Annotated in this window: 26 protein-coding genes and 2 pseudogenes; 18 read left to right on the top strand and 10 right to left on the bottom strand. The window is 71.0% G+C overall.

Translation table 11 applies throughout. The features are described from left to right. Positions 1-181 precede the first annotated feature (181 nt). Together rsgA and aroA are read right to left on the bottom strand one after the other, a co-directional pair. Complete coding sequence (gene rsgA, locus Phou_RS13885) at positions 182-1273, bottom strand: ribosome small subunit-dependent GTPase A (RefSeq protein ID WP_173056433.1); 1092 nt, start codon at positions 1271-1273, stop codon at positions 182-184. After that, positions 1246-2544, bottom strand: coding sequence for a 3-phosphoshikimate 1-carboxyvinyltransferase (gene aroA, locus Phou_RS13880; RefSeq protein WP_173056432.1), 1299 nt, complete (start codon positions 2542-2544; stop codon positions 1246-1248). The genes rsgA and aroA overlap by 28 nt, the downstream gene beginning before the upstream one ends. Before the next feature lie 89 nt (positions 2545-2633). On the opposite strand from aroA, the gene Phou_RS13875 reads away from it, so the two are divergent. From Phou_RS13875 to rsrA, 5 genes are all read left to right on the top strand, one after another. Further along, the gene (locus Phou_RS13875) at positions 2634-3347 is read left to right on the top strand and encodes an SOS response-associated peptidase (RefSeq protein ID WP_173056431.1); all 714 of its coding nucleotides are present in this window, start codon (positions 2634-2636) and stop codon (positions 3345-3347) included. A gap of 272 nt (positions 3348-3619) precedes the next feature. Continuing rightward, complete coding sequence (locus Phou_RS13870; RefSeq protein ID WP_246273537.1) at positions 3620-4018, top strand: WhiB family transcriptional regulator; 399 nt, start codon at positions 3620-3622, stop codon at positions 4016-4018. A 27-nt stretch (positions 4019-4045) separates the two neighbouring features. Continuing rightward, positions 4046-4660, top strand: a complete 615-nt coding sequence (locus Phou_RS13865) for an alpha/beta hydrolase family protein (protein WP_173056430.1) — start codon at positions 4046-4048, stop codon at positions 4658-4660. An 87-nt stretch (positions 4661-4747) separates the two neighbouring features. Further along, positions 4748-5536: a sigma-70 family RNA polymerase sigma factor gene (locus Phou_RS13860; RefSeq protein ID WP_173056429.1), complete on the top strand. Its 789-nt coding sequence runs from the start codon at positions 4748-4750 to the stop codon at positions 5534-5536. A gap of 6 nt (positions 5537-5542) precedes the next feature. Then, positions 5543-5827, top strand: a complete 285-nt coding sequence (gene rsrA, locus Phou_RS13855; RefSeq protein ID WP_173056428.1) for a mycothiol system anti-sigma-R factor — start codon at positions 5543-5545, stop codon at positions 5825-5827. Between the two features lie 1446 nt (positions 5828-7273). Here rsrA and Phou_RS55450 read toward each other — a convergent pair. After that, positions 7274-7348, bottom strand: a complete 75-nt coding sequence (locus Phou_RS55450; protein ID WP_369814844.1) for a 50S ribosomal protein bL37 — start codon at positions 7346-7348, stop codon at positions 7274-7276. A 160-nt stretch (positions 7349-7508) separates the two neighbouring features. Here Phou_RS55450 and Phou_RS13845 point away from each other — a divergent pair, with 160 nt between their 5' ends. Beyond that, positions 7509-7724, top strand: coding sequence for a biotin/lipoyl-binding carrier protein (locus Phou_RS13845; protein ID WP_173056426.1), 216 nt, complete (start codon positions 7509-7511; stop codon positions 7722-7724). Then, positions 7721-8212 (top strand): GNAT family N-acetyltransferase, encoded by a 492-nt coding sequence (locus Phou_RS13840; protein ID WP_173056425.1) that lies wholly within the window; start codon positions 7721-7723, stop codon positions 8210-8212. Before Phou_RS13845 ends, Phou_RS13840 begins: the two co-directional genes overlap by 4 nt. Positions 8213-8704: 492 nt before the next feature. Here Phou_RS13840 and Phou_RS13835 read toward each other — a convergent pair whose 3' ends face one another. Then, positions 8705-9286, bottom strand: coding sequence for a TetR/AcrR family transcriptional regulator (locus tag Phou_RS13835; RefSeq protein WP_173056424.1), 582 nt, complete (start codon positions 9284-9286; stop codon positions 8705-8707). Positions 9287-9382: 96 nt separating this feature from the next. On the opposite strand from Phou_RS13835, the pseudogene Phou_RS13830 reads away from it, so the two are divergent. The 3 genes and pseudogenes from Phou_RS13830 to Phou_RS13820 form a co-directional block, all read left to right on the top strand. Next, positions 9383-10911, top strand: a pseudogene (locus Phou_RS13830) (MDR family MFS transporter); the annotation flags it as partial. Positions 10912-11202: 291 nt separating this feature from the next. Continuing rightward, complete coding sequence (locus Phou_RS13825) at positions 11203-12207, top strand: SIS domain-containing protein (RefSeq protein WP_173058352.1); 1005 nt, start codon at positions 11203-11205, stop codon at positions 12205-12207. 152 nt (positions 12208-12359) lie between these two features. Beyond that, on the top strand, positions 12360-13865 hold the full coding sequence (locus Phou_RS13820; RefSeq protein ID WP_173056423.1) for a sensor histidine kinase: 1506 nt from the start codon (positions 12360-12362) through the stop codon (positions 13863-13865). Positions 13866-13869: 4 nt separating this feature from the next. Here Phou_RS13820 and Phou_RS13815 read toward each other — a convergent pair whose 3' ends face one another. Then, positions 13870-14700, bottom strand: a complete 831-nt coding sequence (locus tag Phou_RS13815; protein WP_173056422.1) for an SCO4651 family lipoprotein — start codon at positions 14698-14700, stop codon at positions 13870-13872. Between the two features lie 380 nt (positions 14701-15080). Here Phou_RS13815 and Phou_RS13810 point away from each other — a divergent pair, with 380 nt between their 5' ends. The 4 genes and pseudogenes from Phou_RS13810 (at position 15081) to Phou_RS13795 (ending at position 18424) form a co-directional block, all read left to right on the top strand. Continuing rightward, positions 15081-16787, top strand: a complete 1707-nt coding sequence (locus Phou_RS13810; protein ID WP_371872120.1) for a nitrite/sulfite reductase — start codon at positions 15081-15083, stop codon at positions 16785-16787. Continuing rightward, positions 16784-16945: a hypothetical protein gene (locus Phou_RS13805; protein WP_173056420.1), complete on the top strand. Its 162-nt coding sequence runs from the start codon at positions 16784-16786 to the stop codon at positions 16943-16945. The genes Phou_RS13810 and Phou_RS13805 overlap by 4 nt, the downstream gene beginning before the upstream one ends. Then, positions 16942-17678 (top strand): annotated as a pseudogene (locus Phou_RS55445) (phosphoadenylyl-sulfate reductase). Before Phou_RS13805 ends, Phou_RS55445 begins: the two are co-directional and overlap by 4 nt. Further along, positions 17660-18424, top strand: a complete 765-nt coding sequence (locus Phou_RS13795) for a sirohydrochlorin chelatase (RefSeq protein WP_371872119.1) — start codon at positions 17660-17662, stop codon at positions 18422-18424. The pseudogene Phou_RS55445 and the gene Phou_RS13795 overlap by 19 nt, the downstream one beginning before the upstream one ends. Before the next feature lie 407 nt (positions 18425-18831). Here the strand turns inward: Phou_RS13795 and Phou_RS13790 are convergent, their stop codons facing one another. Beyond that, the gene (locus Phou_RS13790) at positions 18832-19086 is read right to left on the bottom strand and encodes a WhiB family transcriptional regulator (protein ID WP_173041450.1); all 255 of its coding nucleotides are present in this window, start codon (positions 19084-19086) and stop codon (positions 18832-18834) included. Between the two features lie 400 nt (positions 19087-19486). Beyond that, complete coding sequence (locus Phou_RS13785; protein WP_173056419.1) at positions 19487-20410, bottom strand: diacylglycerol/lipid kinase family protein; 924 nt, start codon at positions 20408-20410, stop codon at positions 19487-19489. On the opposite strand from Phou_RS13785, the gene Phou_RS13780 reads away from it, so the two are divergent. Continuing rightward, on the top strand, positions 20409-20837 hold the full coding sequence (locus Phou_RS13780; RefSeq protein WP_173056418.1) for a hypothetical protein: 429 nt from the start codon (positions 20409-20411) through the stop codon (positions 20835-20837). The genes Phou_RS13785 and Phou_RS13780 overlap by 2 nt on opposite strands. Before the next feature lie 62 nt (positions 20838-20899). Continuing rightward, positions 20900-21604, top strand: coding sequence for a FadR/GntR family transcriptional regulator (locus Phou_RS13775; protein WP_308784449.1), 705 nt, complete (start codon positions 20900-20902; stop codon positions 21602-21604). 255 nt (positions 21605-21859) lie between these two features. On the opposite strand, the gene Phou_RS13770 is transcribed toward Phou_RS13775, so the two are convergent. From Phou_RS13770 to sodN, 3 genes are read right to left on the bottom strand one after another with little or no spacing between them, the layout of a single operon-like run. Continuing rightward, entirely contained in the window at positions 21860-22267 is a 408-nt protein-coding gene (locus Phou_RS13770; RefSeq protein WP_173056417.1) for an ATP-binding protein, read from the bottom strand. 22 nt (positions 22268-22289) lie between these two features. Continuing rightward, complete coding sequence (locus Phou_RS13765) at positions 22290-22775, bottom strand: GNAT family N-acetyltransferase (RefSeq protein WP_173058346.1); 486 nt, start codon at positions 22773-22775, stop codon at positions 22290-22292. Positions 22776-22795: 20 nt separating this feature from the next. After that, positions 22796-23200 carry a superoxide dismutase, Ni gene (sodN, locus tag Phou_RS13760; RefSeq protein ID WP_173056416.1) on the bottom strand — a complete coding sequence of 135 codons (405 nt, stop codon included), beginning with the start codon at positions 23198-23200 and terminating at the stop codon, positions 22796-22798. Between the two features lie 84 nt (positions 23201-23284). On the opposite strand from sodN, the gene Phou_RS13755 reads away from it, so the two are divergent. Both Phou_RS13755 and Phou_RS13750 read left to right on the top strand, forming a co-directional pair. Beyond that, on the top strand, positions 23285-23596 hold the full coding sequence (locus Phou_RS13755) for a S26 family signal peptidase (protein ID WP_173056415.1): 312 nt from the start codon (positions 23285-23287) through the stop codon (positions 23594-23596). A 112-nt stretch (positions 23597-23708) separates the two neighbouring features. Further along, entirely contained in the window at positions 23709-24896 is a 1188-nt protein-coding gene (locus tag Phou_RS13750; protein ID WP_173056414.1) for an NAD(P)-dependent malic enzyme, read from the top strand. The last annotated feature ends 1 nt before the right edge of the window (position 24897 follow it).

The raw sequence follows: 24897 nt of genomic DNA, 5'->3' as shown, positions 1-24897 counted from the left end.
GGCGCCGCCCGGCAAGGTCGAGCAGGCTCGTCGCAACCGCGGGCTGGTGCGGTGGTGGGATCTCGCACCGCGGAGGGTGAGGCCGCGGGAGCAACGGTCCGGACCACCGCGGACATCGCGGTAGCCCGCATCTGTCTGGGGTGGATCTTCGCCGATCGCGAAGCCGGACGGAACCGAGGACCTAGAGCGGGTCGGTCGCGGCGGCCTCGGGATCGGGGTCGCCGGATCGGGAGGCGAGCAGCCGGCGGTACGAGCGGAGCCGCCGCTCGTCAGCGTGCCCGGCGGCCACCCACGCGTCGAGGGCGCACCCCGGGTCGTCGGCCGTGTGCTCGCAGCCGGGCCGGCAGTCGACGGTGGCCTCGACAAGGTCGGGAAAGCCGTGCAGCAGGCTCTCCGCGGAGACGTGGGCGAGGCCGAAGCTGCGTACGCCCGGGGTGTCGATGATCCAGCTCGGCTTCTCGTCCTGGAGCTGGAGCGCGACGGCGCTGGTCGACGTGTGCCGCCCCCTGCCCATCGCGCTCACCGCGCCCACCGCGCGGTCTGCGGCCGGTACGAGGCGGTTGACAAGCGTGGACTTGCCGACGCCGGAGTGGCCGACCAGCACGGAGATCCGCCCGGTGAGCGTGGCGCGCAGGTCGTCGAGGTCGGCGTCCGGCCGGCAGAGCACGTGCGGGAGGTCGAGCTCGGCGTAGTAGCCCAGCACCGCGTCCGGCGCGGCGAGGTCGGCCTTCGTGAGGCAGAGCAGCGGGTCGATGTCCGCGTCGTACGCGGCGACGAGGCACCGGTCGATGAACCCCGTGCGCGGCGGCGGGTCGGCGAGCGAGCTGACGATCACGAGCTGGTCGGCGTTGGCGACCACGACGCGCTCCAGCCGCCCCTCGTTGGTGGTGTCGTCGTCGTCGGCGGTGCGGCGCAGTACGGACGTGCGCTCGGCAATCCGGACGATCCGGGCCAGCGCGCCCGGCGCTCCCGAGATGTCGCCGACGATCGCCACGTGGTCGCCGACCACCACGGACTTGCGGCCCAGCTCGCGGGCCCGCATCGCGGTGATGCTGGCGTCGCCGACGTGGCACGTGTACCGCCCGCGGTCGACCGCCACCACGAAGCCCTCGACGGCGTCGGAGTGCTTGGGCCGCGTGCGGGTGCGCGGGCGCGAGGAACGCGACGGGCGGACCCGTACGTCGTCCTCGTCGTACTCCCGCCGCTTCTTCCCCGTCAGGATCCCTCCCCCGCGCCGCCCCGGGCCTAGCTTCCGGCCACCATTGCTGACCATAGTGCCGGAAACTCGGGCAGGGTCTTCGACGTGCATGCCACATCGTCGACCTCGACCCCCGGGACGGCCAGGCCGATCACGGCGGCGGCGTGGGCGAGGCGGTGGTCGTCGTACGTCTGGAAGGGCGCGCCGCGCAGCGGCCTCGGCCGGATCTCCAGCCCGTCATGGCTCTCGGTCACGTCGGCGCCCAACGCCTTCAGCTCGCGGGCCAGCGCCGCCACGCGGTCGGTCTCGTGGCCGCGGATGTGCGCGACGCCGCGCAGGCGGGAGGGCGAGTCGGCGAGCGCGGCGAGCGCGGCCAGCACCGGGGTCAGCTCGCTGACGTCGGACAGGTCGGCGTCCAGCCCGTGCACGGCGCCGGTGCCGCGAACCGTCAGCCCCTCGGTGCCGAGCGACACCTCGCCGCCCATCTCGTGCAGCAGCGCGCGGAGCCGGTCGACCGGCTGGGAGCTCGTGCGCGGCCAGCCCAGGAGCGTCACCTCGCCGCCGGTGACCAGCGCGGCCGCGAAGAACGGCGCCGCGCCGGAAAGGTCCGGCTCGATGATCCAGGCGCGCCCCGACAGCCGGCCGGGCTGCACCGCCCACACGTCCGGCGTGGTGTCGTCGACCGCGGCGCCGGCCGCGCGCAGCATCAGCGCGGTCATCCGCAGGTGCGGGGCGGACGGCACGGGCGGGCCGGCGTGGCGCACGACCACCCCGCGCTCGAACGCCGCGCCGGCCAGCAGCAGCCCCGACACGAACTGGCTGGACGCGGAGGCGTCGATCTCCACCTCGCCGCCAGCGACCCGGCCGGTGCCGTGCACGGCCAGCGGCAGCCCGCCGCTGTCCGCGGAGTCGATCCGGACCCCGAGCGAACGCAGCGCGCCCACCAGCGGGCCGAGCGGCCGCTGCCGGGCGCGCGGGTCGCCGTCGAACGTCACCGTCCCGGTCGCGAGCCCCGCCACCGGCGGCGCGAACCGCATGACCGTGCCGGCGAGGCCGACGTCGATGTGCGCGGGGCCGGCCAGGGGGTTGGGGCGGATCACCCAGCGGTCATCGTCCAGTGTGGACACCTGGGAGCCCATGGCGCGCAGCCCGGCGGCCATGAGCTCGGTGTCGCGGGCGCGCAGCGGGCGGCGGAGTGTCGAGGGGCCGTCCGCGATCGCGCTGAGCACGAGGGCACGCGCCGTCATCGACTTGGAGCCGGGGAGGCGGAACGTGGTCGCGACCGGCTCCTTGGCGGTCGGCGCGGTCCACGGGGTGGGTGCGCGTCTCGCGCTCGTGTCGGCCACCCGTACAGTCTGCCGTCCGCCGCCCACCAATCGTGATCGCCGATCCGGCTTCTCCCAGGTGTCGAGACGGGCGCGGTAGCGTGAGCGGCATGTGCGGCCGGTACGCGACCACCCGCAGCGCGGCGGACCTCAGCGCGCTCTTCGAGGCGTACGACGACACCGCGGGGGGCTTGACGCCGGACTACAACGTCGCGCCGACCGACCCGGTGCCGATCGTGCGCATGTCCACGTCCCGGGGCGAGCGGGTGTTGGCCGGAGCCCGGTGGGGCCTGGTGCCGACCTGGGCCAAGGACGCCAAGGGTGCCGCCCGCATGATCAATGCGCGGGCGGAGACGGTGGCCACGTCGAGCGCGTACGCGTCGCCGTTCGCCAAGCGCCGCTGCCTCGTGCCCGCCGACGGGTGGTACGAGTGGCTGCGCAGGCCGGACGGCCGCAAGCAGGCGTACTTCATGACGCCCGCGCACGGCGGTGTGCTCGCCATGGCCGGCCTGTGGTCGCCGTGGGGCGAGGGGCTGACCTTCAGCGTCGTGACCACGGCCGCGATCGGCGACCTGGCGCTGGTGCACGACCGGATGCCGCTGCTGCTGCCGTGGCAGCGGTGGGCGGGCTGGCTCGCCGGTGGAGGCGACGCCGAGGAGCTGCTGAACGCGCCGAGCGACGAGTTTCTGGCCGGGATCGAGATTCGCCCGGTGGGTCCGGACGTGGGCGATGTCCGCAACGACGGGCCGCATCTGGTCGAGCGGGTGCCCGGGGCGACACTCGGCGGGCCTCCCGAGGAACCGGTCGAGTTGACGCTATTTTGATCGTTAGTGTTTCTGATTGGTTTCCGCTCTTCTGACGCACCGTGATCAGAAAAAGTACCGAGCGATAGCGCACGGGAGCGCTCCCATCACGCTGTGTGCTCATTTCCGCTATTCGTGGTGAATAGACGATTGGCCTTTCGGCCAGGATCTATGCAACCCCTTGAATTGCAAGGCGCGAATGCGATAGAACACAACGCCGGCAGAGGTGTCGATTCGCACTGGGCGGACGGCAACAACCATTACTTCGCCGGTCCCACGGGGGAGGTGGGTGGATGACACGGGCGCGGATGCCACGCCCGCACGAGGTTGCCGCTGCACGGCGTGACCCGAGGCTGCTTCGGGCGCTGAGTGAGCGGCAGCTGGACGATGCGTGGCGCACGCGAGGCGTGTGCCAGAGCGTGGACCCCGAGACGTTCTTTCCTGCTCCCAGTGAGCCGGCGGACGCCGCGGTGGCCCTGTGCCGCACGTGCGACGTGCAGGGAGCCTGCCTGGCCTGGGCACTGGAGGTCGGCGACTGCCACGGGGTCTGGGGTGCCACGACACCGCGTGAGCGGCGGGCGATGCTTGTCGCCTGGCGCGGGCAGGTGCAGCGGGACACAGAGGTGGCGGAGAGCGCGGGCCCACCGGTCCGCGACCAGCTGCTGACCTTGGTTCCGTTAAACACGCGCTGACCATCCCGTTTCGGCGAGTATGGGCGAGTGTCTGACACCAGCCGTGAGATCGTCACGCCCCGCGGGCCGGCCCTGGTCGACCTGACCCCCGCGTCCGGCCGAGCAAAGAGCCTGCTCGTGCTCGGGCACGGTGCCGGCGGCGGGGTCGGCGCGCTCGACCTTGTCGCGCTCCGTGACGCCGCACACGCCGCCGGGGTGACGGTCGCACTCGTCACCCAGCCCTACCGCGTCGCCGGCCGGCGCGCGCCGGCGCCCGCGCCACAGCTCGACGAGGCGTGGGCCGCGGTCGTGCGCGAGCTGCTCGCCGACCATCCGAAGGCGAAGCTCGTCGTGGGTGGCCGCTCCAGCGGAGCGCGGGTCGCCTGCCGCACCGCCGCCGACCTCGGCGCCGCCGCGATCGTCTGCCTGGCGTTTCCGCTCCATCCGCCGGGCCGGCCGGAGCGCTCCCGGCAGGACGAGCTGCCCGCGGGGATCCCCACGCTGGTGCTCAACGGCGACCGCGATCCGTTCGGCATCCCAACCGGTGGGCCCGCCACCTTGATCGAGGTACGCCCAGGTGAGGGACACGACCTGCGCCGTGACCCCAAGGGCACCGCCGCCATCGCGGTCGCCTGGCTCCGTGAGCGGCGTCTCGCCCGATGAGGTCCTGACCAGCACCGCAGGGGAATGCACCCCATCGGGTACGTGTTCTAGCCCCCGGAAGCACATACTGCGGAAGGGGCAGGATCGGTGCAAACCAGTACGCGACCCTCTGATCGGGTGAACCCCGAGGTCGAGCGCGTGCGTCAGCTCCTGGGCGGGCCGGACTGGCTCGCGGCTAACCCGGTGACAGGTGAGCCTTCCTCAGGCGCCGACCAGGCGTTCCGCGTATCCTCGGCGGGACAGTCGAGGGGGGACGTTCGGTTGACCCGACCGGAGAGGACCGACGAGCGGCGAGCGCGCTTCGAGCGCGACGCACTGCCGTTCGTCGACCAGCTGTACGCCGCGGGCCTGCGCATGACGCGCAACCCCGCCGACGCCGAGGACCTGGTCCAGGAGACCTTCCTCAAGGCGTTCGCGGCCTTTCACCAGTTCGAAGAGGGCACCAACCTCAAGGCCTGGCTGTACCGCATTCTCACCAACACGTACATCAACTCGTACCGGCGGCGGCAGCGCCAGCCGATACAGGCGCCGACCGAGGAGATCACCGACTGGCAGCTCGCCGAGGCGGAGTCCCACACGTCGAGCGGCCTGAAGTCGGCCGAGACCGAGGCGCTCGAGCGGCTGCCGGACAGTGACGTCAAGGACGCTCTCCAGCAGCTGCCGGAGGAGTTCCGGCTCGCCGTTTACCTCGCCGACGTCGAGGGCTTCTCCTACAAGGAGATCGCCGACATCATGGGCACTCCCATCGGCACCGTGATGTCCCGGCTGCACCGTGGTCGGCGTAACCTGCGCAAGCTGCTGGAGCGCTACGCTGCCGAGCGGGGCTTCAATCGCAGCCCGTCGCCCGACACCGCAGCAGCTGGCCAGGAGGTGTGACAGACCGTGAGTTGCGGTGAACCACACGAAACAGACTGTCGTGACGTGCTTGCCGAGGTATACCTCTACCTCGACCTGGAGTGCTCTGACGAGCGGCGCGACCTGATCCGCACCCACCTCGACGAGTGCTCGCCGTGCCTCCGGGAGTACGGCATCGAGCAGGAGGTAAAGGCCCTGGTCGCCCGCTGCTGCGGCGACGAGCGGGCACCCACGGAGCTGCGCGAGCGGCTGCGCGTCCGGCTCAGTGAGCTTGTGTTCGAGGCCGACTCCCGGGAGTATCTGCCCGACTGATCGGATCTCGTTCCCGCTGGAGTCCCCCCGTGCTGACAGACCGGTTGCGCCGCCTGGTGCGACTGCCCGAGGCGGTGCTGACCGGCCTGCTGGCCCTGTTCGTGGCCGCCCGGGTCTTCATCTGCGTGCGGGGCGACGTCTTCACCTCGTTCGACACCTTCTCGTACGCGCACCGCGGCGACCCCGCCTTCGACCGCGGAACGCTTGTGTCACTCACCGGGCACGCCCCGCGCCTGTGGGGCGTGCCGATCTTTTACGCGATCTTCCCGAACGACGAGGCCCGCGCGGTCGCCCAGTGGGCGGTCGGCACCGTGGCGTGGGCGCTGCTCGCCTGGGCGCTGTGGACGTGCCTGCGCACGCTCGTCACCCGCATCCTGGCGGCGGCCACCGTGCTCACGCTGGGCCTGCTGCCCCAGGTGGCCAACTGGGACTTCGCGATCCTCTCCGAGTCGCTCTCGATCTCGCTGGGCGTACTCACGCTCGCGCTGATGCTGCTCTGGGCCCGTACCGGATCGGTCTGGCATCTCGGTGCGGCGACCGCGGCGGCGGTCTGGTGGACGTTCACCCGGACCGACGTGCGGGTCTTCGTGGTCTTCCTGATCCTCGCGCTGGCGATCGTGGCCTGGCGGCGGCCGGCGCGGCGGCGGCAGACGCTTGTCGCGGCGGGCGCGCTGGTGCTGGCGACAATCTGGTGCACCGCGATCACGCCGGTCGTCGACCGCACCTACACGGGCTGGAGCGCCACCCCGGAGGTACGGCACGAGGAAGGGCTCATGCTCTTCCGGCTGCGGCTGCACGTGCTACCCGACCCCGAGGTGAAGGCGATCTTCCAGCGGGAGTTCGACATGCCGTCGTGCCCGGGCATGGAGGAGATCGCCGCGGGGCCGGCGTGGGAGACCGCCAAGTTCGCGGCGGCGTACGAGCAGTGCACCGACTTCAAGGCCTGGGGTGAGCGCAACGCATCCGACGTCTGGCAGCGGTACGCGACCGCGGAGCCGGGCGTCTTCGCGCGACAGATGCGCGAGGTGGTGCGGCTCTCGGTGGCCGGCTCCGACTACGCCAAGACCGAGCGCGTGGTGCCCATGGCGGTCGAAAAGCTCGCCTTCCCGCCGCGCAGCTGGGTGCTGAAGGCGCTCGGCGTGGCAATGCTGCTCGCGGCGGCGGCGTTCGTCGTGGCGGCCCGGCGGCGGCCCGACCTCACGCTCGCCGGCACCGTGGTGGCGGTGGGCTCCGGCGTGAGCCTGCTGGCCGGCATCTGGTTCGGCGCGGGGGAGTACTGGCGCTTCGGCATCCAGGAGGCGATCGGCCTCCGCCTCGCCGCACTGATCGCGATCGTGGCGGCCGTGGACGCGCTGCTGGTGGCCCGGCGGGACCGCGCGGTCCCGGAAGAGCAAAGCGCCCCGAAGCCGTCGAGAAGACGACCTCAGGGGCGCCGTAGGCCCCAGCTCAGGAGTTGGGGCGCTTGCCGTGGTTGGCCGCGCTCTTCTTGCGGGCCTTCTTCTTGCGAGACTTCTTAGCCATGCGCGCCTCCCAGGGACGTGTGCTGAGCATGTGGGTGCCGCCTCCGCACCGCCATAGTCGGCGGGCGCCGTGGCGGCGGAGCCGGCGTACATCACGGATCCTAGCCGGGCATGATTTGATACCGACGCACCTACACTCCGCTCACGAGGGAGGGCCAACGATGGCCGAGGAGATCCGCGCCGAGATGGTGGCCAACGTCTGGAAGGTCGTCGCGTCGGCAGGTGACACCGTCGCCGAAGGGGACACCCTCGTCATCCTGGAGTCCATGAAGATGGAGATCCCGGTGATCGCGGAGAGCGACGGCACGATCCAGCAGCTGGCGGTCAACGAAGGCGACGTCGTCCAGGAGGGCGACCTCATCGCGGTGATCGAATGAGCGTGACCGTCCGCACCGCCCTCCCCACCGACCACGAGGCCATCGCCCGCATCACCGTCGCCGCGTATAAGGCGGACGGCCAGCTCAGAGACGAAAACCCGTACGCGGCGACGCTCGCCGACGTGGCCTCCCGCGAAGCCGGCGGCGAGCTGCTGGTAGCGACCGACGGCGACGGCGAGGTGCTGGGCGCGGTGACCTTCGTGCTGCACGGCTCGCCCTACGCGGAGCTGTCCGGCCCGGGCGAGGCCGAGTTCCGCATGCTCGCCGTCGACCCCGCCGCCCAAGGCCGCGGCGCAGGCGAGGCACTGGCCCGCGCGTGCGTTCAGCGGGCCCGCGACCTGGACTGCAAGGCCGTGGTCATCTGCACCCGCGACTTCGCCACGCCCGCGCAGCGCCTCTACGCCCGGCTGGGCTTCGTGCGCGAGCCGGAGCTCGACTGGTCACCCTCGCCGGGCGTGCGCCTGCTGGGACTGAGGCTGGCGCTCTAGCGCGGGTCGCTCTGTGGACGGCCGGCGGCTGCTGCTGGTCACTCGGCGCGGCGCCGCTGCTGGTCACCCCGGCCGGCGAGGCCGGCCACTGCATGAGAAGCGATTCTGAGCTACCGCGACGCCCGTCGTGGTCCGGACCGTTGCTCCCGCGGCCTCACCCTCCGCGGTGGCCCAGCACCCGCTCCCGCAGATCTTGGCAAGTTAGCGTCGAAAAGGCGGGCTAACTCACCAAGATCTCGAAGCTCACACCGCCTGCACCTGGTCGACAGTCACCGACCGCGACGACGGTGCCGAACCGCGGCGGACTCAGACGGACACACCGTGAGCTGGGAAGACACCGGAGCTGTCGCGCGGCAAGCAATCCCAACTCGGACGGCGAATGCCGGGGGCGATGTCCGGTCCATGGCGGATCGTGGACGTGAGCTGCCCCTCAGGGGGCTGTTGAGTCCCTCAGGGGCACCGGACGTCCACGATCACCGCGGGGCCGCGTCGTTAGGCGGGGGTTGGGGGTTCGGTGCTGATTTTGTCCAGCAGCTCGTAGGCGATCTTTAGGGCGGTCGCGCGGCGTTGGTCGCTGGTGATCTCGGGGTCGCGGGCGGTGAACCAGGCGCTGTGCACGGAAAAGAGCGACAGCGCGGCGCGGACCTGGGCCTCGTGTGAGGTCGCCGGCCGCACGAGCAGGTCGACCAGGCGCATCATGCGGGCGCGCAGCTCCTGGCCGGCGGAGAAGTTTTTCATCGCGGTCTGGTTTTGCTCGAAGAAGCGCATCACCGGGTGCTTGTCCCTGCCGAAGAGCTCATCCGCGTACCGCTCGAGCAGCGTGCGCCGGGTCTCGACCGTCGGGGGCTGGGACTCGGCCCACTCGATCAGCCGATCCATGATGCCGATGCGGTCCTCGATGAAGCTGTTGGCGATCTCGTCCTTGCTCTTGAAGTGGTAGTAGAGAGCCGCCTTCGTCACGCCGAGCCGCTCGGCGATCTCGCGCAACGAGGTCTTCTCGTAGCCCTCCTCGGTGAACAGCTCCAGCGCCACGGCCTGGATGCGCGACCGTGTGTCGCCTGTGCCCTCGCTCACCTGAACCACCTTACCCAGCAAACTTACTTGACGACCGGTTAGTTGCGAGCTTACCGTACGGCAAGTAAGGAATCTATCAGCCGGGGGAGGCGTCACATGACTGTCACGGATCAAGGTTCGGCCAACCAGCCAAAGATCCGGGTCGTCCTGGTCGGCCTGATGATCGCGATGATGCTCGCCATGCTCGACAACATGATCGTCAGCACGTCGCTGCCGATCATTGTTCGCGAGTTCGACGGGCTGGACCACTTCACGTGGGTGGTCACGGCGTACGTGCTGGGCACCACCGTCTCGACCCCCATCTGGGGCAAGGTCGGCGACCTGTACGGGCGTAAGACCGTCTTCCTCACCTCGATCGTGATCTTCCTGATCGGCTCCGCGCTCTCCGGGATGGCCGGCTCCGCGATGTTGGGCGGGCCGGAGGACGGCATGTTCCAGCTGATCGGCTTCCGCGCTGTGCAGGGCCTCGGCGCGGGCGGCCTGATCGTGGGCGTGATGGCGATCATCGGTGACCTGGTGCCGCCCGCGAGCGTGGCCGCTACCAGGGCATGATGGCCGGCGTCATGGCGATCGCGATGGTGGCCGGGCCGCTGCTGGGCGGCTTCATCGCGGACCACCTGTCGTGGCGGTGGGCGTTCTACATCAACCTGCCGCTCGGCGGCGTCGCGCTGCTGGTGCTGATCACCCAGATGCACCTGCCGAAGTACCGGACCGAGCACAAGATCGACTGGCTGGGTGCCGGCCTCCTCTCCGTGGGCATCACCGCGCTGGTGCTGATCACCACGTGGGGTGGCAACGAGTACGACTGGGCCTCGCCGCAGATCTTCGCCCTGGTCGGCCTCGCCGCCGTGGCACTTGCCTTCTTCGGCTTCGTGGAGCGCCGCGCGGCCGAGCCGATCCTGCCGCTGGGCCTGTTCAAGAACCGCAACTTCGCGCTGATCTCGGCGGTCGGCTTCCTGCTCGGCTTCGCGATGTTCGGCGCGATGAACTTCCTGCCGATCTTCCAGCAGTACGTGCAGGGCGCCTCCGCCACCGGCAGCGGCCTGCTCCTGCTCCCGCTGATGTTCGGCATGCTGGTCGTCTCGATCCTGAGCGGCCGCGCGATCACCCGCACCGGCCGCTACCGCCTCTTCCCGATCATCGGCGGCGTGCTGATGACCGTCGGCATGCTGCTGCTGACCCTGCTGGACGCGCACACGAGCCGCGTCGAGCTCGGTGCGTACCTGGTGGTGCTCGGCGCCGGCATGGGCTTCCTGATGCAGACGTCGATGCTCATCGCGCAGAACAGCGTCGAGCAGCGCGACCTGGGTGCGGCGAGCGGCGCGGCGACGTTCTTCCGCTCGATCGGTGGCTCGTTCGGCGTCTCGCTGTTCGGCGCGGTCTTCGCCACCCGCTTCCAGAGCGAGCTGACCGACAAGCTTGGCGCACAGGCCGCCGACCAGTTCAGTGGCGGCGGCGGCGCGGGGACCTTCGACCCGGCGGTGCTGGCCGGCCTCCCCGCCGCGGCCCGTAACGGCCTGCTGACCAGCCTCGCCGACTCGATCGCGGGCGTTTTCTGGTGGGCGGTGGCGTTCGCGGTGCTGGTGCCGGTGCTCGCCTGGTTCGTGAAGGAGATCCCGCTGCGCGGTGCCCCGAGGTGGCGGCGACGGCGACTCCCGAAGAGCGGGCCGAGCGCGCCCTGGCGGACGCGCCCGCCGTGCCGTAACCCCGCGCGAATCCGAAGGGCGCCCCTCCGACCGGAGGGGCGCCCTTATCGCGTGCGAAATGGCCGCTCGCGGGAACCCAAAGAGGTGTGAACCCGTGCGCGATGCGTTGTGTTTGCGCGCGAGACCGTGCAAGAATGAGCACCGAACGAGCAGCTTTGCGCATGCGAGAGCCACATCCAGGAGGTCATCGTGGGGACGCCGGGAGCGGGCATGGCCGCGGACATCGCGGAGCAGCCGGAGGTCTACGCGCGGCTCCTGGAGCCGGCACACGTCGAGGCCATCGCGCGCGCCGCCGCCGTCATCGCCGAGCGGCAGCCGCGCCACGTCGTGCTCACCGCGCGCGGCACGTCCGACCACGCCGCGCTCTACGGGGCCTACCTCACGGAGATCCTCCTCGGCCTCCCCGCCGGGCTGGCATCGCCCAGCGCGGTGACGGTCTACGGTGCCCGCCCCGACCTGTCGCACGCGCTGGTCATCGGCGTCAGCCAGAGTGGCGGCTCGCCGGACCTCACCGAGGTCGTGCGGGTGGCCCGCGCGTCCGGCGCGCTCACGCTGGCGATCACCAACAATCCCGACTCGCCGCTTGCCGTGGCCGCCGAGCTGTCGGTCGACGTGGCGGCGGGGCACGAGCGGGCGGTGGCGGCGACGAAGACGTACACCGCTGAGCTCCTGGCCCTCCTCCTGCTTGTCGAGAGCGTGCGGGCCGGCGGCGGCCGGCCACCCGCGGAGCTCGCCGCCCTTCCCGACCTCGCGGCGCGCGTGCTTGCCGACCCCGCGCCGGAGACCGTCGCGGGCCGCTACCGGTTCGCGGCGCGCCTTGTCACGACCGGCCGGGGGTACGCGTACGCGACCGCCCGCGAGGCCGCCCTCAAGCTCATGGAGACGTCCTACCTGCCGGCCCTCGCCTTCAGCGGCGCCGACCTGCTGCACGGCCCGCTGGCGATGACCGACCCCGACGTGCCGGTGCTGGCGGTGGTGGGGTCAGGGCCCGGCGGCGCCGCGATGGGCGACGTGCTCGCGCGGCTGCGGGAGCGCAAGGCCGATGTGCTCACGGTCGGCGCCAAGGGCGAGCTCGCCGTGCCCGAGGTCGACGAGCGCCTCGCCCCGATGCTCGACATCCTGCCGCTGCAGCGGCTGGCGCTCGCGCTCGCGCTGGCCCGCGGCGAAGACCCCGACGCGCCGCGAGGACTCAAGAAGGTGACCTCGACCCTCTGAGCGCTTGGCCCGCCGACCGCAGCGGTGCCCGCGGGAAAGCGCCCAAAGAAAACGCTCCGCTGCGCTCCACGGTTCCCCGGCGCCCGCGCATGCGGTCCGCAGGTGACGCGGACGGGGGACAAATCTTTTCAAGCAGGGCCTAGAGTTGCAGCGTGTCTACGCTGCGCGACCTGGTCGAAGAGCACACCTCGCTGGGGTCCAAAGACATCGACCACCTGCACCGGCTCGCCGGCGACTGGCAGTTGCTGTCCGACCTCTCCTTTGCCGACCTGCTGCTGTGGGTGCCGGTCAACGGGCACGAGTCGTTTCTGTGCGTGGCGCAGGTGCGGCCGACGACCGCGCCCACGGCGTACCAGGACGACCAGGTCGGCCGCACCGTCGGCGGGCCCGAGGTGGCGCACCTGACGATCGCCTACCGGCAGGGGCGCATCTGGCGCGAGGGCGACCCGGTCTGGTACGGGGACACCCCCGCCCGCCACGAGGCGATCCCGGTGCGGCTGCGCGACGCCGAGGGCGAGCCGGGCAGCGTGATCGGGGTCGTGGGGCGGGACACCAACCTTTCCACCGCGCGCACTCCGAGCCAGCTGGAGCTCAACTACCTCACGACCGCCGACGACCTGGCGCAGATGATGGCCGACGGCACGTTTCCGCCGATCAGCCGCCGCATCGAGACCACGTCCGCGCCGCGGGTGGGTGACGGGCTGATCCGGCTGGACGCGAGCGGCAAGGTGACGTACGCGAGCCCGAACGCGCAGTCCGCGTTCCGCCGGCTGGGCTTCGCCTCCCACCTGGTGGGCGAAGACTTGGCCGCCCTCGCCGCACGCCTGGCCGACGACCCGCTGGAGGGCACCGACGCCTCGGCCCGCGTGCTGGCGGCGCTCGGCGGGGAGGCGCCGTCGCGCAAAGAGATCGAGGCGCGGGGCGCGACAGTGCTGACCCGCGCGCTGCCGCTCATGCCGGCCGGCGTGCCGATCGGGGCGCTGGTGCTGGTGCGCGACGTGACCGAGGTGCGGCGCCGCGACCGGGCGCTGGTCACCAAGGACGCCACGATCCGCGAGATCCACCACCGGGTGAAAAACAACCTGCAGACCGTCGCGGCCCTGCTGCGCCTCCAGGCCCGCCGGGTGGAGACGCCGTCCGCGAAGGCGGCGCTGGAGGAGTCGGTACGCCGGGTCGCCTCGATCGCCCTCGTCCACGAGACCCTGTCGATGTCGAGCGACGAGGCGGTGGAGTTCGACGGCATCGTCGACCGGGTCGCCGCCGCGGCCGCCGAGGTGGGCACCACCGCGTCGAAGGTGGCGATGCGGCGCAACGGCACGTTCGGCGTGCTGCCGGCCGAGATGGCCACCTCGCTGGTGATGGTGCTCAACGAGCTGCTGATCAACGCGGTCGAGCACGGCTTTCCGGAGATCGACGGCGTGGGCGCGGTGGGAGAGGTGGTGGTCTCGGCCCACCGCCACCGCAAGCAGCTGCACGTCACCGTGGTGGACAACGGGCGAGGGCTGCCGGAGACGTTCGACGCGGAGCAGGGCGGGCGGCTGGGCCTGCAGATCGTGCGGGCGCTGGTCACCGGCGAGCTGAGCGGCACGATCGAGCTGCGCGCCCGGCCAGAGGGAGGCACCGAGGCGGTCCTCGCGCTCCCCCTGACCAAGCGCTGAGGCCTCAGCCTCCGGTCTTCAGACCTTCGAGCATCTCGGCGAAGTCGAACACCTCCGCCGCAGGCGGCGCCGTGATGGTCGCCGGCTTGCCGTAGTCGGTGTACGTGACGGTGATGTCACTGATGCTGCCCATCACCACGTGCACCCGGCGCGGCTGGTACTTCTCGTCCACCCAGAGGTCGGTCTTGATCTCCTTGATGCCCGCCTTGGACAGCTCCTTCTCGGTGGCCGCGCGCATGTCCGCGTCGAGCTGGCCGAGGTACGTGGCGAGCGGGTTGGTCACCGTGTAGTGGACCGTCTTCACACCGTCGATCGTCTCCTCGCCCACCACCGTGACCGACTCGGCCGCGAGCAGGGTCTTGACCTGGCGCACCGGGTCGATGTCGTCCATCTGCTTGGCGAACCCGGAGCCCGCCTGCTCACCGGCCGCGCTCACGTCCATCTTCATCCAGCGCTTGCCGTCCATCTCGGCGCGGTCCGCCTCGGGCACCTCGATGTAGATGACCGAACCGATGATCAGCATCTTGGTGGCGGTGCCCGCGGCCTCCATGGAGAACTCGGCCTTGGGGTCCTTGCCGTACAGCAAGGTGCCCTCGCCCTTGAAGGTCTCACCGGCGGCGGTGCCGTCCATCTTCATGGTCACGGACTCGGCCTTCGTGGCCTTGTCGACGGCCTTCGCCAGCGAGCCCTTCGCGTCGGCGACGAGCATCGCCAGCACACCCTGCTCCTGCGGCGCGGACGGCGTGCCGGAGCCGGAATCACCACCGCACGCGGCGAGGCCCAGCACCGGAAGCGCGGCAGCCGCCAGCACAGCAACCTTGGAGCGTAATGACACGGTATCTCCCCGTATTTGAATGAATTACCAAAGGCGCGCGCATGCTATATCGCGCAATCCCGTGTCCTCTGCCCCGTTTCTGTTCACCCTGGCCGGGGGTCACAGCTTGTTGCCCAGGTGTTACAAACCACACTCCCGGCATCTGGGCGGCTGGTTGGCGGTCACGGGTCGCTGTGAGAAGCTAACCCTCGTGACCGTTGCCGAGCGCCGTGCCGTGTCGCTGGGATTGACCTCCCGGCGCCACGTTGACTACGGCCGCGTCCGCAGCGCCATGTGTCGGGCTCACTGACGTCGCCCGATCTATCCGTTCCCGGGCGCGTAGAGAGCGCCGGCCTCCAAGATCAGCGGCGTAGCCTCGCGCGTCCATCCTGATCAAGCACATGGAGGACGCCAGGATGGCGGTCACAAGCTCGGAAGGCCGGCCGGCCGCACGCCCGCGCAAGGCGCGCGGCGAAGGGCAGTGGGCGCTGGGACATCGCGAGCCGCTCAACCCCAACGAGCGCACCAAGAAGGACGACAACCCGCTCAACGTCCGCGCCCGGATCGAAAACATCTACGCGCACCGGGGGTTCGGCTCGATCGACCCGCAGGACCTGCGCGGGCGGTTCCGCTGGTGGGGGCTCTACACCCAGCGCAAGCCCGGGATCGACGGCGGTCGCACGGCCATCCTGGAGCCGCACGAGCTCGACGATGAGTACTTCATGCTCCGCGTCCGCGTCGACGGCGGGCAGCTCGACCTCGACCAGCTGCGCACGATCGCCACGATCTCGCAGGAGTTCGGGCGGGACACGGCCGACATCACCGACCGGCAAAACATCCAGCTCCACTGGATCCGCGTCGAGGACATGCCGGAGATCTGGCGCCGCCTGGAGGCGGTCGGGCTGCAGACCACCGAGGCGTGCGGCGACTGCCCGCGGGTGGTGCTGGGCAGCCCGGTGGCCGGCATCTCGGCCGACGAAAAGCTCGACGCCACGCCCGCGATCGACGCGATCGTGGAGCGCTTCGTGGGCGCCAAGGAGTTTTCCAACCTGCCGCGCAAGTTCAAGTCGTCGATCTCGTGGCTGGCCGACATGCCGTACGAGGTGAACGACATCTCCTTCCTCGGCGTCGACCACCCGGAGTACGGGCCGGGGTTCGACCTCTGGGTCGGCGGCGGCCTCTCGACAAACCCGATGCTCGCGCAGCGCCTCGGCGTGTGGGTGCCGATCGCCGAGGTGCCCGAGGTGTGGGCCGGCGTGGTGGGCATCTTCCGCGACTACGGTTACCGCCGGCTGCGCCACCGCGCCCGGCTCAAGTTCCTGGTCGCCGACTGGGGCGTGGAGCGGTTCCGGGAGGTGCTCGAAAAGGAGTACCTGGGCCGCACGCTGCTGGACGGGCCGGCGCCCGAGCTGCCGGAAAAGCCGATCGACCACATCGGCGTGCACCGGCAGGCCGACGGTCGCTTCTACGTCGGCGCGGCGCCGGTGGTGGGTCGCACGTCCGGCACCCAGCTCGCCCAGCTCGCCGACCTCGTCGAGGCGCACGGGAGCGGGCGGGTGCGGCTCACGCCGTACCAGAAGCTGCTCGTGCTCGACCTGGCGCAGGAGCGCGTCGACTCGCTGGTCACCGCGCTGCGCGGGATCGGCCTGGAGGCCCGGCCGTCGAGCTGGCGGCGCGGGACGATGGCGTGCACCGGCATCGAGTTCTGCAAGCTGGCGATCGTCGAGACCAAGCGGCGCGGCGAGGAGCTCGTCGCCCGGCTCGAGGAGCGCCTCGGCGACATGGACGCCGACATCTCCATCCACATCAACGGCTGCCCCAACGCCTGCGCGCGCACCCAGACCGCCGACATCGGCCTCAAGGGCCAGATCGTCATGGGGCCGGACGGGCAGCAGGTGGAGGGCTTCCAGGTCCATCTCGGCGGAGGTCTCGGCATGGCCGAGGGCCAGCAGGCCGGGTTCGGGCGCAAGGTCCGCGGGCTCAAGACCACCGCGGACGAGCTACCGGAGTACGTGGAACGCTTGGCCCGCCGCTACCTGGACGGCCGCACCGAGGGCGAGGCGTTCGCCACCTGGGTCATGAGGGCTGATGAGGAGGCATTGCGATGAGCACTGAGTCCCGCGCCGCACCCATGTACTGCCCGTACTGCGGAGAAGAGGACCTGCGCCCGTCCGAGGAGGGGCACGGGACCTGGGAGTGCCGGGGCTGCGCGCGTGCGTTCTCCGTCAAGTTCATCGGATTGGTGCGAAAGGCGGTAACCCGGTGAGCCCCGTGAACGCCGTGGGTCTGGGCCTTCTCAACCCGGCCACTGATCGCTCGACAGAGCTGCGTCTCCTGGCCGAGGAGGCCGGTCGCGAGCTGGAAGGCGCGCCCGCCGAGGAGATCGCGCGGTGGGCGGCCGAGACGTTCGGCGACCGCTTCTGCGTGACGAGCTCGATGGCCGACGCGGTGCTGGCACACGTGGTCTCGCGGGTGGCGCCCGGCGTCGACGTGGTGTTCCTCGACACCGGCCTGCACTTCCCGGAGACGCTCAAGGTGCGTGACGCGGTGGCGGCCACGCTGCCCGTCAACGTGCGCTCCATCCGCCCGCGGCTGACCGTCGGCCAGCAGGACGGGGAGTACGGGCCGCGCCTGTTCAACAAGAGCCCCGACGACTGCTGCTTCCTGCGCAAGGTCGAGCCGCTGGAGCGCGCGCTCGCCGACTACGACGCGTGGGCCGCCGGGCTGCGCCGCGAAGAGTCGCCGACCCGCGCCAACACGCCGGTGGTCGCGTTCGACCCAAGCGCGGCAAGGTCAAGGTCAACCCGATCGCGGCGTGGACCCAGGCCGACGTCGACGCGTACATCTCGCGGTGGAACGTGCCGGTCAACGAGCTCTTCAAGAAGGGGTACACCTCGATCGGCTGCTGGCCCTGCACGCGGCGCACCAAGGCCGGCGAGGACCCGCGGGCCGGCCGGTGGGCGATGTTCGAAAAGACCGAGTGCGGCCTGCACACGTGACACCGATCCTTCTCGTGGTGCACGGCAGCCGCGATCCGCGGGCGGCACGGGCTACCCGTGCCCTCGTCCGCGCGGTCGCGGCCGCCCGCCCCGGGGTGGATGTCCGCGCGTCGTACCTGGACCACACACTGCCCCGCCCGGGACAGGTGCTGGCCGCGCTGGAGGCCGCGGGCCACGAGCGGGTGACACTTGTGCCGCTGCTGCTCACGTCGGCGTACCACGGGCGGGTGGACGTGCCCGAGATGGTGCGGGCCGCCCGCGCCGCCGGCCTTCGCGTGCCGGTCGACGTGACCGACGTGCTCGGCCCGCCCGCCGGCGCTCCCGTCGACGACCTCCTGCTCACCGGCCTGCGGCGGCGGCTGGCCGAGGCGGGTTCCGGCTTCGACGCCGTGGTGCTCGCCGCGGCGGGCACCCGCGACGCCGCCGCGCGGCAGACCGTGGTGAGTGCCGCCGCCGCCCTCGGCGCCTACCTGGGTGCGCCGGCCCGCGTGGCGTACGCGTCGGCGGCCCCGCCCACCGGCGCCGAAGCGGTGGCGGAGCTGCGTGCGGCCGGTGCGCGGCGGATCGGCGTCGCGGCGTACTTCCTGGCGCCAGGGCTGCTCTACGACACCGTGGTCGACTCCGCCCTGGAGGCGGGCGCCGTCGCCGCGGCCAAGCCGCTCGAGGGCGCCATCGAGCTTGCCCGGCTGGTGCTGGCCCGGGCCGACGCAGCCGCGCTGCCGGCCTCGGCAGCCGCTGCCGCCTGATACTGCCGCCGGCAGTAGTCCAACCGACCCGTATCAAGGCGTGGCGCGTGGGCTCCTCATCCCAGAGAGACGCCCCGACCGCGCCTCAGGGCGTCTTTCTCGCACGCGGGACAGTTCGGGGGGAAGTCCCGCGCACAGCGCGACCGGCCCGGGTGTCAGGGCGGGTCCGGGGCGGCCGGGGGCGGTCCGGGACCGCAGGGGGATCCTGATGCCGGGCCGGTCGCGTGCGTGCCTGTGGCGCGCGGGCCTATGGCCGCCCGCGTGCGGGCTTATGGCCGCCGGGTGCGGGGGCCGGCCGCGTGTGTGGGCAATGGCGCTCGGACGAGAAAGGGGCACCGGATGCGGACAGCAAAACGCCCCGGTTGGCCTGGAGCCCGGGGCGTTGATGCTGTGTGTGGTGCTGTTTGTCAGGCAGAGTGAGCGCGGACCCGCAGGCCGCCGCGACGCTTGACGGCGCGCCGCTCTTCTTCGCTCATCCCGCCCCAGACGCCGGCGTCCTGACCGGAGTCGAGGGCCCACTGGAGGCACTCGTCGGTCACGGAGCAGCGCCGGCAGACGGCCTTGGCCTGCTCGACCTGCAGGAGCGCAGGGCCGGACGTCCCGATCGGGAAGAACAGCTCCGGGTCCTCGTCGCGGCAGACAGCATGGTGGCGCCAGTCCATGGCGGCAACACTCCTCGTTCTGGATCGGTGGCAATTAATGCGGTGGAACTCTATTTGCGCCCGCAGTGCCGATCGCGACTTTGCGCATTCATCCGATCGGCAGCGCGTTAGCAGGCTTTGGGACCGGTCGAGCTGCGTGAACGTGCCACACGGCGGGCATGCCCGCGCAACTTCCCGGTAACTCGTTTCGCTTGTGAATACTTTCACGAACTCCCGCGATGTCAAGGGGACGCTCGGAAAAAATCCGAGCGGGTGAGCAAGCCCACAACCCCTTTGTCCGGGTTTTGACCTTGAGTCAGCACCCGGTGTGCGACAGTCACCAGTCAATGTAGTACAGTCCGCGCCGCATTGCCGACATTTCCGGCGCAATCCCTAGGACGGATGAGCCGCGAGGTGTCCTCTAGCAGATTACGCGCAGTGCGCCCGGCACGCTCGTGAAGCGGACTTTTTCTCGCTCGCCGAGGTAGTCGCCGTCGAGCTGGAATGCCTGAGGTCGCTCCGCCACCAGGGAAAACTCCGCGATGTCGTGCAGCCGTACCACCTGCGAGCCGTGCGGCTGGCGATGGCGGGACAGGAGCTGCGTCACTGTGCGTGTTGTGCTAGGCACACGCAGTCGGCGCAGGGCGAGCACGTCGAGGCCGAGGTCGAACGACGCATCCGGGTTGGGGTTGATCACCCGGTCGCCGATGAAGGTCCACGGCGCGGTGTTCTGGATGATGACCGTCGATAGCTCGCTCTCGGCCGACTCACCCGGCTGTTCCAAGGTGATAGCGGGGTGACGCCGGTCCATCGCTGTGAAGTACTGAGTCACCGCGGAACGCATGTAAAGGGCGGGAGTCGATGTGCGCCCGCGCAGTCGGGCCTGCTCGACTCGCCGCACCACCGAAGCGTCCAAACCCAGTCCGGCGCAGAATGTGAAATATCTGTCGTCGGCACGTCCCAGCCCGATTGTCCGGACCCGGCCGGTGCGCAGGGCCTCAAGGATCACGCTCGCGCCCTCGGCCCACCCCTTGGGGAGCCCGAGCGCTCGGGCGAAGACGTTTGTCGAGCCGCCCGGCACCACGGCCAGCGCGGGGCGGGTCTCGACCGGGGCGCCGGCCATGAGCCCGTTGACCGTCTCGTTGATCGTGCCGTCGCCACCGAGAGTGAAGACCACGTCGACGCCGTCGGCGGCCGCGTCGCGGGCGAGGGCCATCGCGTGCCCGCGCCGGCGGGTCTGCTCCACCGTGAGGTCGAACTCGCTGCGGAGCGCCCGCACAAGCACGTCCCGCGCGCGCTCGCTCGTGGTGGTCGCCTTGGGATTGACGACCAGTAACGCCCGCATGGGCGGGACTGTACTCCGCGGCGAGTATCGTGTGCGCGTGATCCAGGACTCCCCGGCGCTGCCCGGCACGCTGCGCTGGGCGGTGTGGCTGCTGATCGCGGAGGCGGCCGCGGTCGCGCTCGTCGCCGCGTACCTGGTGTACGAGGACCTCACCGGCACCGCCAACAGCATGGCCGTCGCGCTCATGGTGACCGCCTTCGCCATCGCCGGCGCCGCGCTGCTCTTTGTGCTGGCCAGGGCGCTGTCCAACCGCCGTGCGGGCGCGCGTGGGCCGGCCATCGTGCTCCAGCTGATGCTGCTGCCGATCGGCTACTTCATGATCCAGGGCGGGCTCGCGTGGGCCGGCGTCCCGATCATCACGATCGCGGTGGCGGTCGGAGCGCTGTTGGTCACCCCATCGAGTACCAAAGCGCTCGGTCTGGGCTGAACACGACACCCGAACGGATGGCTGTGCCACCGTTTGCGCGCCCGCGCCCCTAAAGTGTCGCCGTGGGTGTAGACGGGGCAGTGCGGCCACCGGCGTACCAAACGCTCGCGGAAGACCTCCGGGCCGAGATCACATCAGGGAGGCTCCGGCCGGGTGAACGACTCCCGACCGAGCCACAGCTGTGCGCCCGCTCAGGGGTCAGCCGCAGCACCGTGCGAGAGGCGCTACGCCTGCTCGCCAGCCAGCATCTCATCGTCACGACGCGGGGGGTGACCGGCGGCAGCTTCGTCGCCCATCCCAGCCCGCAAGACCTCTCCGACACGCTGTCGACGGGCCTCAACCTGCTGATCAGCACCGCCACCGCCGGCCTCTGCGACCTGCTTGAGGTGCGCGAGTCCCTGGAGGTGCCGGCGGCCGCCCAGGCCGCCCGCCGGCGCACGGAGGGGCACATCGCGGAGCTGGAGGCGGCGCTGCTCGACCCGGCGGAGATGGACGTGACGGCGCTGCTGGCCACGCACAAGGCGTTTCACGCCGCGCTGGTCGCCGCCACCGGCAACCCGCTCTTCGAGCTGCTCAGCCGGCCGCTCTACCAGGTGTCGAACGAGCGGGAGGTGGCCGCCACGGCGCCGCCCGGCTTCTGGCAGCAGGTCGACCTCGACCACCGCGAGCTGCTGCGCTGCGTGAAGGCGCAGGACGCCGAGGGCGCCACCAAGGTCGCCCGCGAGCACATCACGTTCATCCGGACGGCGCTCGTCCCACCGGACTGACTTCAGAAGAAGAGGGCTACCGCGATGTCCGCGGTGGTCCGGACCGTTGCTCCCGCGGCCTCACCCTCCGCGGCTGGTCGCGCTTCGCCGTGGGTCGTGCTCCGTGGGCGGCGCGGCCTCTGCGGGCGGCGCGGCCTCTGCGGGCGGCGCGGCCTCTGCGGGCGGCGCGGCCTCTGCGGGCAGCTCGGCCTCTGCGGGCGGCGCGGCCTCTGCGGGCAGCTCGGCCTCCGTGCGCCGTTGGCCGCGAAGAGAGGCTCAGGGGGAGCGGCGCGTCAGCAGCCGGATCGAGGCGCGGTCGTCCTCCACCATGGCGGACGCGGCGGTGGTGAGCGCGGTGAGCACCTTCCACGCGAAGGAGGACTCGGCCGGCAGCCGGGCGCCCCGCACGGTGTTGACCGAGACCTCGACGCTCAGCGCGTCGTCGGTGACCGAGAAGCGGCACTCGAGCTCGGCATCCCGGCTGGCGATGGCGAGGAGCATCGCACACGCCTCGTCGACCGCGATCCGCAGGTCTTCGATCTCGTCGAGCGCGAAGTGCAGGCGCGCGGCAAGGCCAGCCGTCGCTGTGCGCAGCACCCCGAGATATCCGACGTCGGCCGGCACGGTGAGCAACACAACGTCGTCTTCGATCACCGGCTCCACATGCACTGTCAGCTGACTCACCCCGCCCAGCGACTCTACCGGCTCAGGGCCGTTCGACGGACTCCGGCATCGCCAGTTTATGGAGGGCAGGTCCGGCGAGCCGGTACGGGACCCACTCGTCCATGGCCGCCGCACCGAGCGCCGCGTAGAAGTCGCGGGCCGGGTTCCAGTGCAGGACCCACCAGTCCAGCCGCTGGTACCCGCGTTCCACGCAGATCCGTGCGAGGGTGGTGAGCAGGAGCCGGCCGGCCCCAGTGCCCCGGGCCGAGGGGCGGACGTAGAGATCCTCCAGGTAGATCCCGTGCACGCCTTCCCAGGTGGAGAAGTTCAGGAACCACAGCGCGTACCCCACGACGTCGCCGGAGCGGACCGCGACGTGGCCGAAGAGGGCCGGCTGTGGTGCGAAGAGGGCGGCGTGGAGCTGCGGGTCGGTGAGGTGGCACTGCTCAGGCGCCCGCTCGAACTCGGCGAGCTCGTGCACCATAGCGACGATGGCCGGCACGTCGTCAGGACGTGCCGGCCGGATCATGACCTCGGAAGAAGCTGGGGTCACGCCTGCTTGGTCTCCCAGAAAATCTTGGAGATCTCCTCGATCTTGCTCAGCAGCTCGTCGGCCTTCGCCGGGTCGGCCGAGCCCTTGGCGCCGGCGGCGCCCGCGAGCTTGGTGGCCTCGTTGAAAAGCTGGTGCAGGTGCGGGTACTTCTCGAAGTGCGGCGGCTTGAAGTAGTCGGTCCACAGCACCCACAGGTGGTGCTTGACCAGTTCGGCGCGCTGCTCCTTGATGATCAGAGCCCGCGTACGGAATTCGGAGTCGGTGTTCGCCTGGTACTTCTCGGCGATCGCCTTCACCGACTCGGCCTCGATCCGTGCCTGCGCAGGGTCGTAGACGCCACACGGCAGGTCGCAGTGGGCGCTGACAATCGTGCGCGGAGCAAGGATGCGTGGAAGTCGCATAAGGACCCTCCATGACGTTTGCGATGATCCGGGAAAGACCCTACTCCCTGTCCGACTGCCCCATGCGCGAGAGGTGAAACACACATGCCGTTCGCGGTTCTCGTGCGTGGCCCGTCCATGGTGCCGGCGCTGCGCGACGGCGACGCCTTGATCGTGCGGCGCGGCGGCCGCGCGATACGGCCGGGCGACGTCGTCGTGGCGAGATTCAGGTCCCGGCCCGACCTGCTCGTGGTAAAGCGCGCGGTCCGCGCACAAGACGGCGGTTGGTGGGTACAGGGAGACAACGGTCTGGTCACGGATGACTCCCGTGCTTACGGGGTGGCAGATGTGATCGGGCGGGTGGTGCTGCGCTATTGGCCGCGCCCGGGGTTTATGCTCAAGTTTCGGACCGGGTGACCCCCGCACCGCGCACCGCCCCTCGTGCACTCACCGTCGCGTGCACAGCCGGCGGGCCCGAAGCGTTCGCTGCCAGGGGCGAGCGAGGAAACAAACGTTGGGGAGTCACCGCATGTCTTCGTCCTCATTAGACCCCGTTTTTGAGCTCCATCGCGGCGGCAAGATGGCCGTCGCCGCCACGGTGCCGCTGACCAGCCGCGAGGATCTTTCACTGGCGTACACGCCGGGTGTGGCAAAGGTCTGCGAGGCGATCGCGGCCGAGCCGGACCTCGCCGCTGAGTACACCTGGACCGGCCACACCGTCGCCGTCGTGACCGACGGGACCGCCGTGCTGGGCCTGGGAAACATCGGCCCGCGCGCCGCGATGCCGGTCATGGAAGGCAAGGCGGTGCTGTTCAAGCAGTTCGGCGGCGTGGACGCGGTGCCGATCTGCCTCGACACGCAGGACGTCGACCAGATCATCTCTGTGGTGACCGCGCTGGCGCCCTCGTTCGGCGGGATCAACCTCGAGGACATCTCGGCACCCCGGTGCTTCGAGATCGAGCGGCGGCTCGACGATGCCCTGCCGATCCCGGTCTTCCACGATGACCAGCACGGCACCGCGATCGTGGTGCTCGCCGCCCTGCGCAACGCGGTCACCCTGCTCGACCGCAAGATGGATGATCTGAACGTCGTCGTGAGCGGCGCGGGCGCGGCCGGCGTCGCGGTCACCAAGATGCTGATCGCCGGCGGTGTCGACGCCGACCGCGTCATCGTCGCCGACTCGCGCGGGGTCATCCACGGTGGGCGAAGTGACCTCACCCCGGTCAAGTCCGAGCTCGCCGCCACCACCAACGGCGCGCTCCACCACGGCCGGGTCGTCACCGGTGGCATCACGGACGCGCTGGCCGGCGCGGACGTGCTGATCGGCGTCTCGGGTGGCCAGATCCCGGAGGAGGCGGTGGCCGGCATGGCGCCCGAGGGGATCGTCTTCGCACTCGCCAACCCCACGCCCGAGGTGCACCCCGACGTGGCCTCGCGGTACGCGGCGCTGGTCGCCACCGGCCGCAGCGACTTTCCGAACCAGATCAACAATGTGCTCGCGTTCCCCGGCGTCTTCCGGGGCGCCCTCGACGCGCGGGCGACGACGGTCACCGACGGCATGAAGGTGGCCGCCGCGGAGGCCATCGCCGGCGTGGTGGCCGACGCGCTGCGGGCCGACGCGATCGTGCCCTCGCCGCTCGATCCGCGCGTGGCGCCCGCGGTGGCAGAGGCTGTGGCCGATGCCGCCCGGCGCGACGGAGTCGCCCGCGTCGCCTGAC

It is taken from the genome of Phytohabitans houttuyneae, from assembly GCF_011764425.1.
In the GTDB taxonomy this organism is placed as follows: Bacteria; Actinomycetota; Actinomycetes; order Mycobacteriales; family Micromonosporaceae; genus Phytohabitans; species Phytohabitans houttuyneae.
The sequence above is the reverse complement of the archived record's forward strand: the minus strand, read 5'-3'. Positions and strand labels throughout refer to the sequence as shown.

Excerpts from the sequence above, each read along its gene's own strand:
- Phou_RS13845 (WP_173056426.1), top strand. The coding sequence starts at position 7,509 with ATGGCCGAGGAGATCCGCGCCGAGATGGTGGCCAACGTCTGGAAGGTC.
- Phou_RS13750 (WP_173056414.1), top strand. The coding sequence starts at position 23,709 with ATGTCTTCGTCCTCATTAGACCCCGTTTTTGAGCTCCATCGCGGCGGC.
- Phou_RS13765 (WP_173058346.1), bottom strand. The coding sequence starts at position 22,775 with ATGATCCGGCCGGCACGTCCTGACGACGTGCCGGCCATCGTCGCTATG.
- Phou_RS13870 (WP_246273537.1), top strand. The coding sequence starts at position 3,620 with ATGACACGGGCGCGGATGCCACGCCCGCACGAGGTTGCCGCTGCACGG.
- Phou_RS13805 (WP_173056420.1), top strand. The coding sequence starts at position 16,784 with ATGAGCACTGAGTCCCGCGCCGCACCCATGTACTGCCCGTACTGCGGA.
- Phou_RS13825 (WP_173058352.1), top strand. The coding sequence starts at position 11,203 with ATGGCCGCGGACATCGCGGAGCAGCCGGAGGTCTACGCGCGGCTCCTG.
- Phou_RS13875 (WP_173056431.1), top strand. The coding sequence starts at position 2,634 with ATGTGCGGCCGGTACGCGACCACCCGCAGCGCGGCGGACCTCAGCGCG.
- Phou_RS13790 (WP_173041450.1), bottom strand. The coding sequence starts at position 19,086 with ATGGACTGGCGCCACCATGCTGTCTGCCGCGACGAGGACCCGGAGCTG.
- Phou_RS13780 (WP_173056418.1), top strand. The coding sequence starts at position 20,409 with ATGGGCGGGACTGTACTCCGCGGCGAGTATCGTGTGCGCGTGATCCAG.
- Phou_RS13840 (WP_173056425.1), top strand. The coding sequence starts at position 7,721 with ATGAGCGTGACCGTCCGCACCGCCCTCCCCACCGACCACGAGGCCATC.
- sodN (WP_173056416.1), bottom strand. The coding sequence starts at position 23,200 with ATGCGACTTCCACGCATCCTTGCTCCGCGCACGATTGTCAGCGCCCAC.
- rsgA (WP_173056433.1), bottom strand. The coding sequence starts at position 1,273 with ATGGTCAGCAATGGTGGCCGGAAGCTAGGCCCGGGGCGGCGCGGGGGA.
- Phou_RS13810 (WP_371872120.1), top strand. The coding sequence starts at position 15,081 with ATGGAGGACGCCAGGATGGCGGTCACAAGCTCGGAAGGCCGGCCGGCC.
- Phou_RS13755 (WP_173056415.1), top strand. The coding sequence starts at position 23,285 with ATGCCGTTCGCGGTTCTCGTGCGTGGCCCGTCCATGGTGCCGGCGCTG.
- Phou_RS13785 (WP_173056419.1), bottom strand. The coding sequence starts at position 20,410 with ATGCGGGCGTTACTGGTCGTCAATCCCAAGGCGACCACCACGAGCGAG.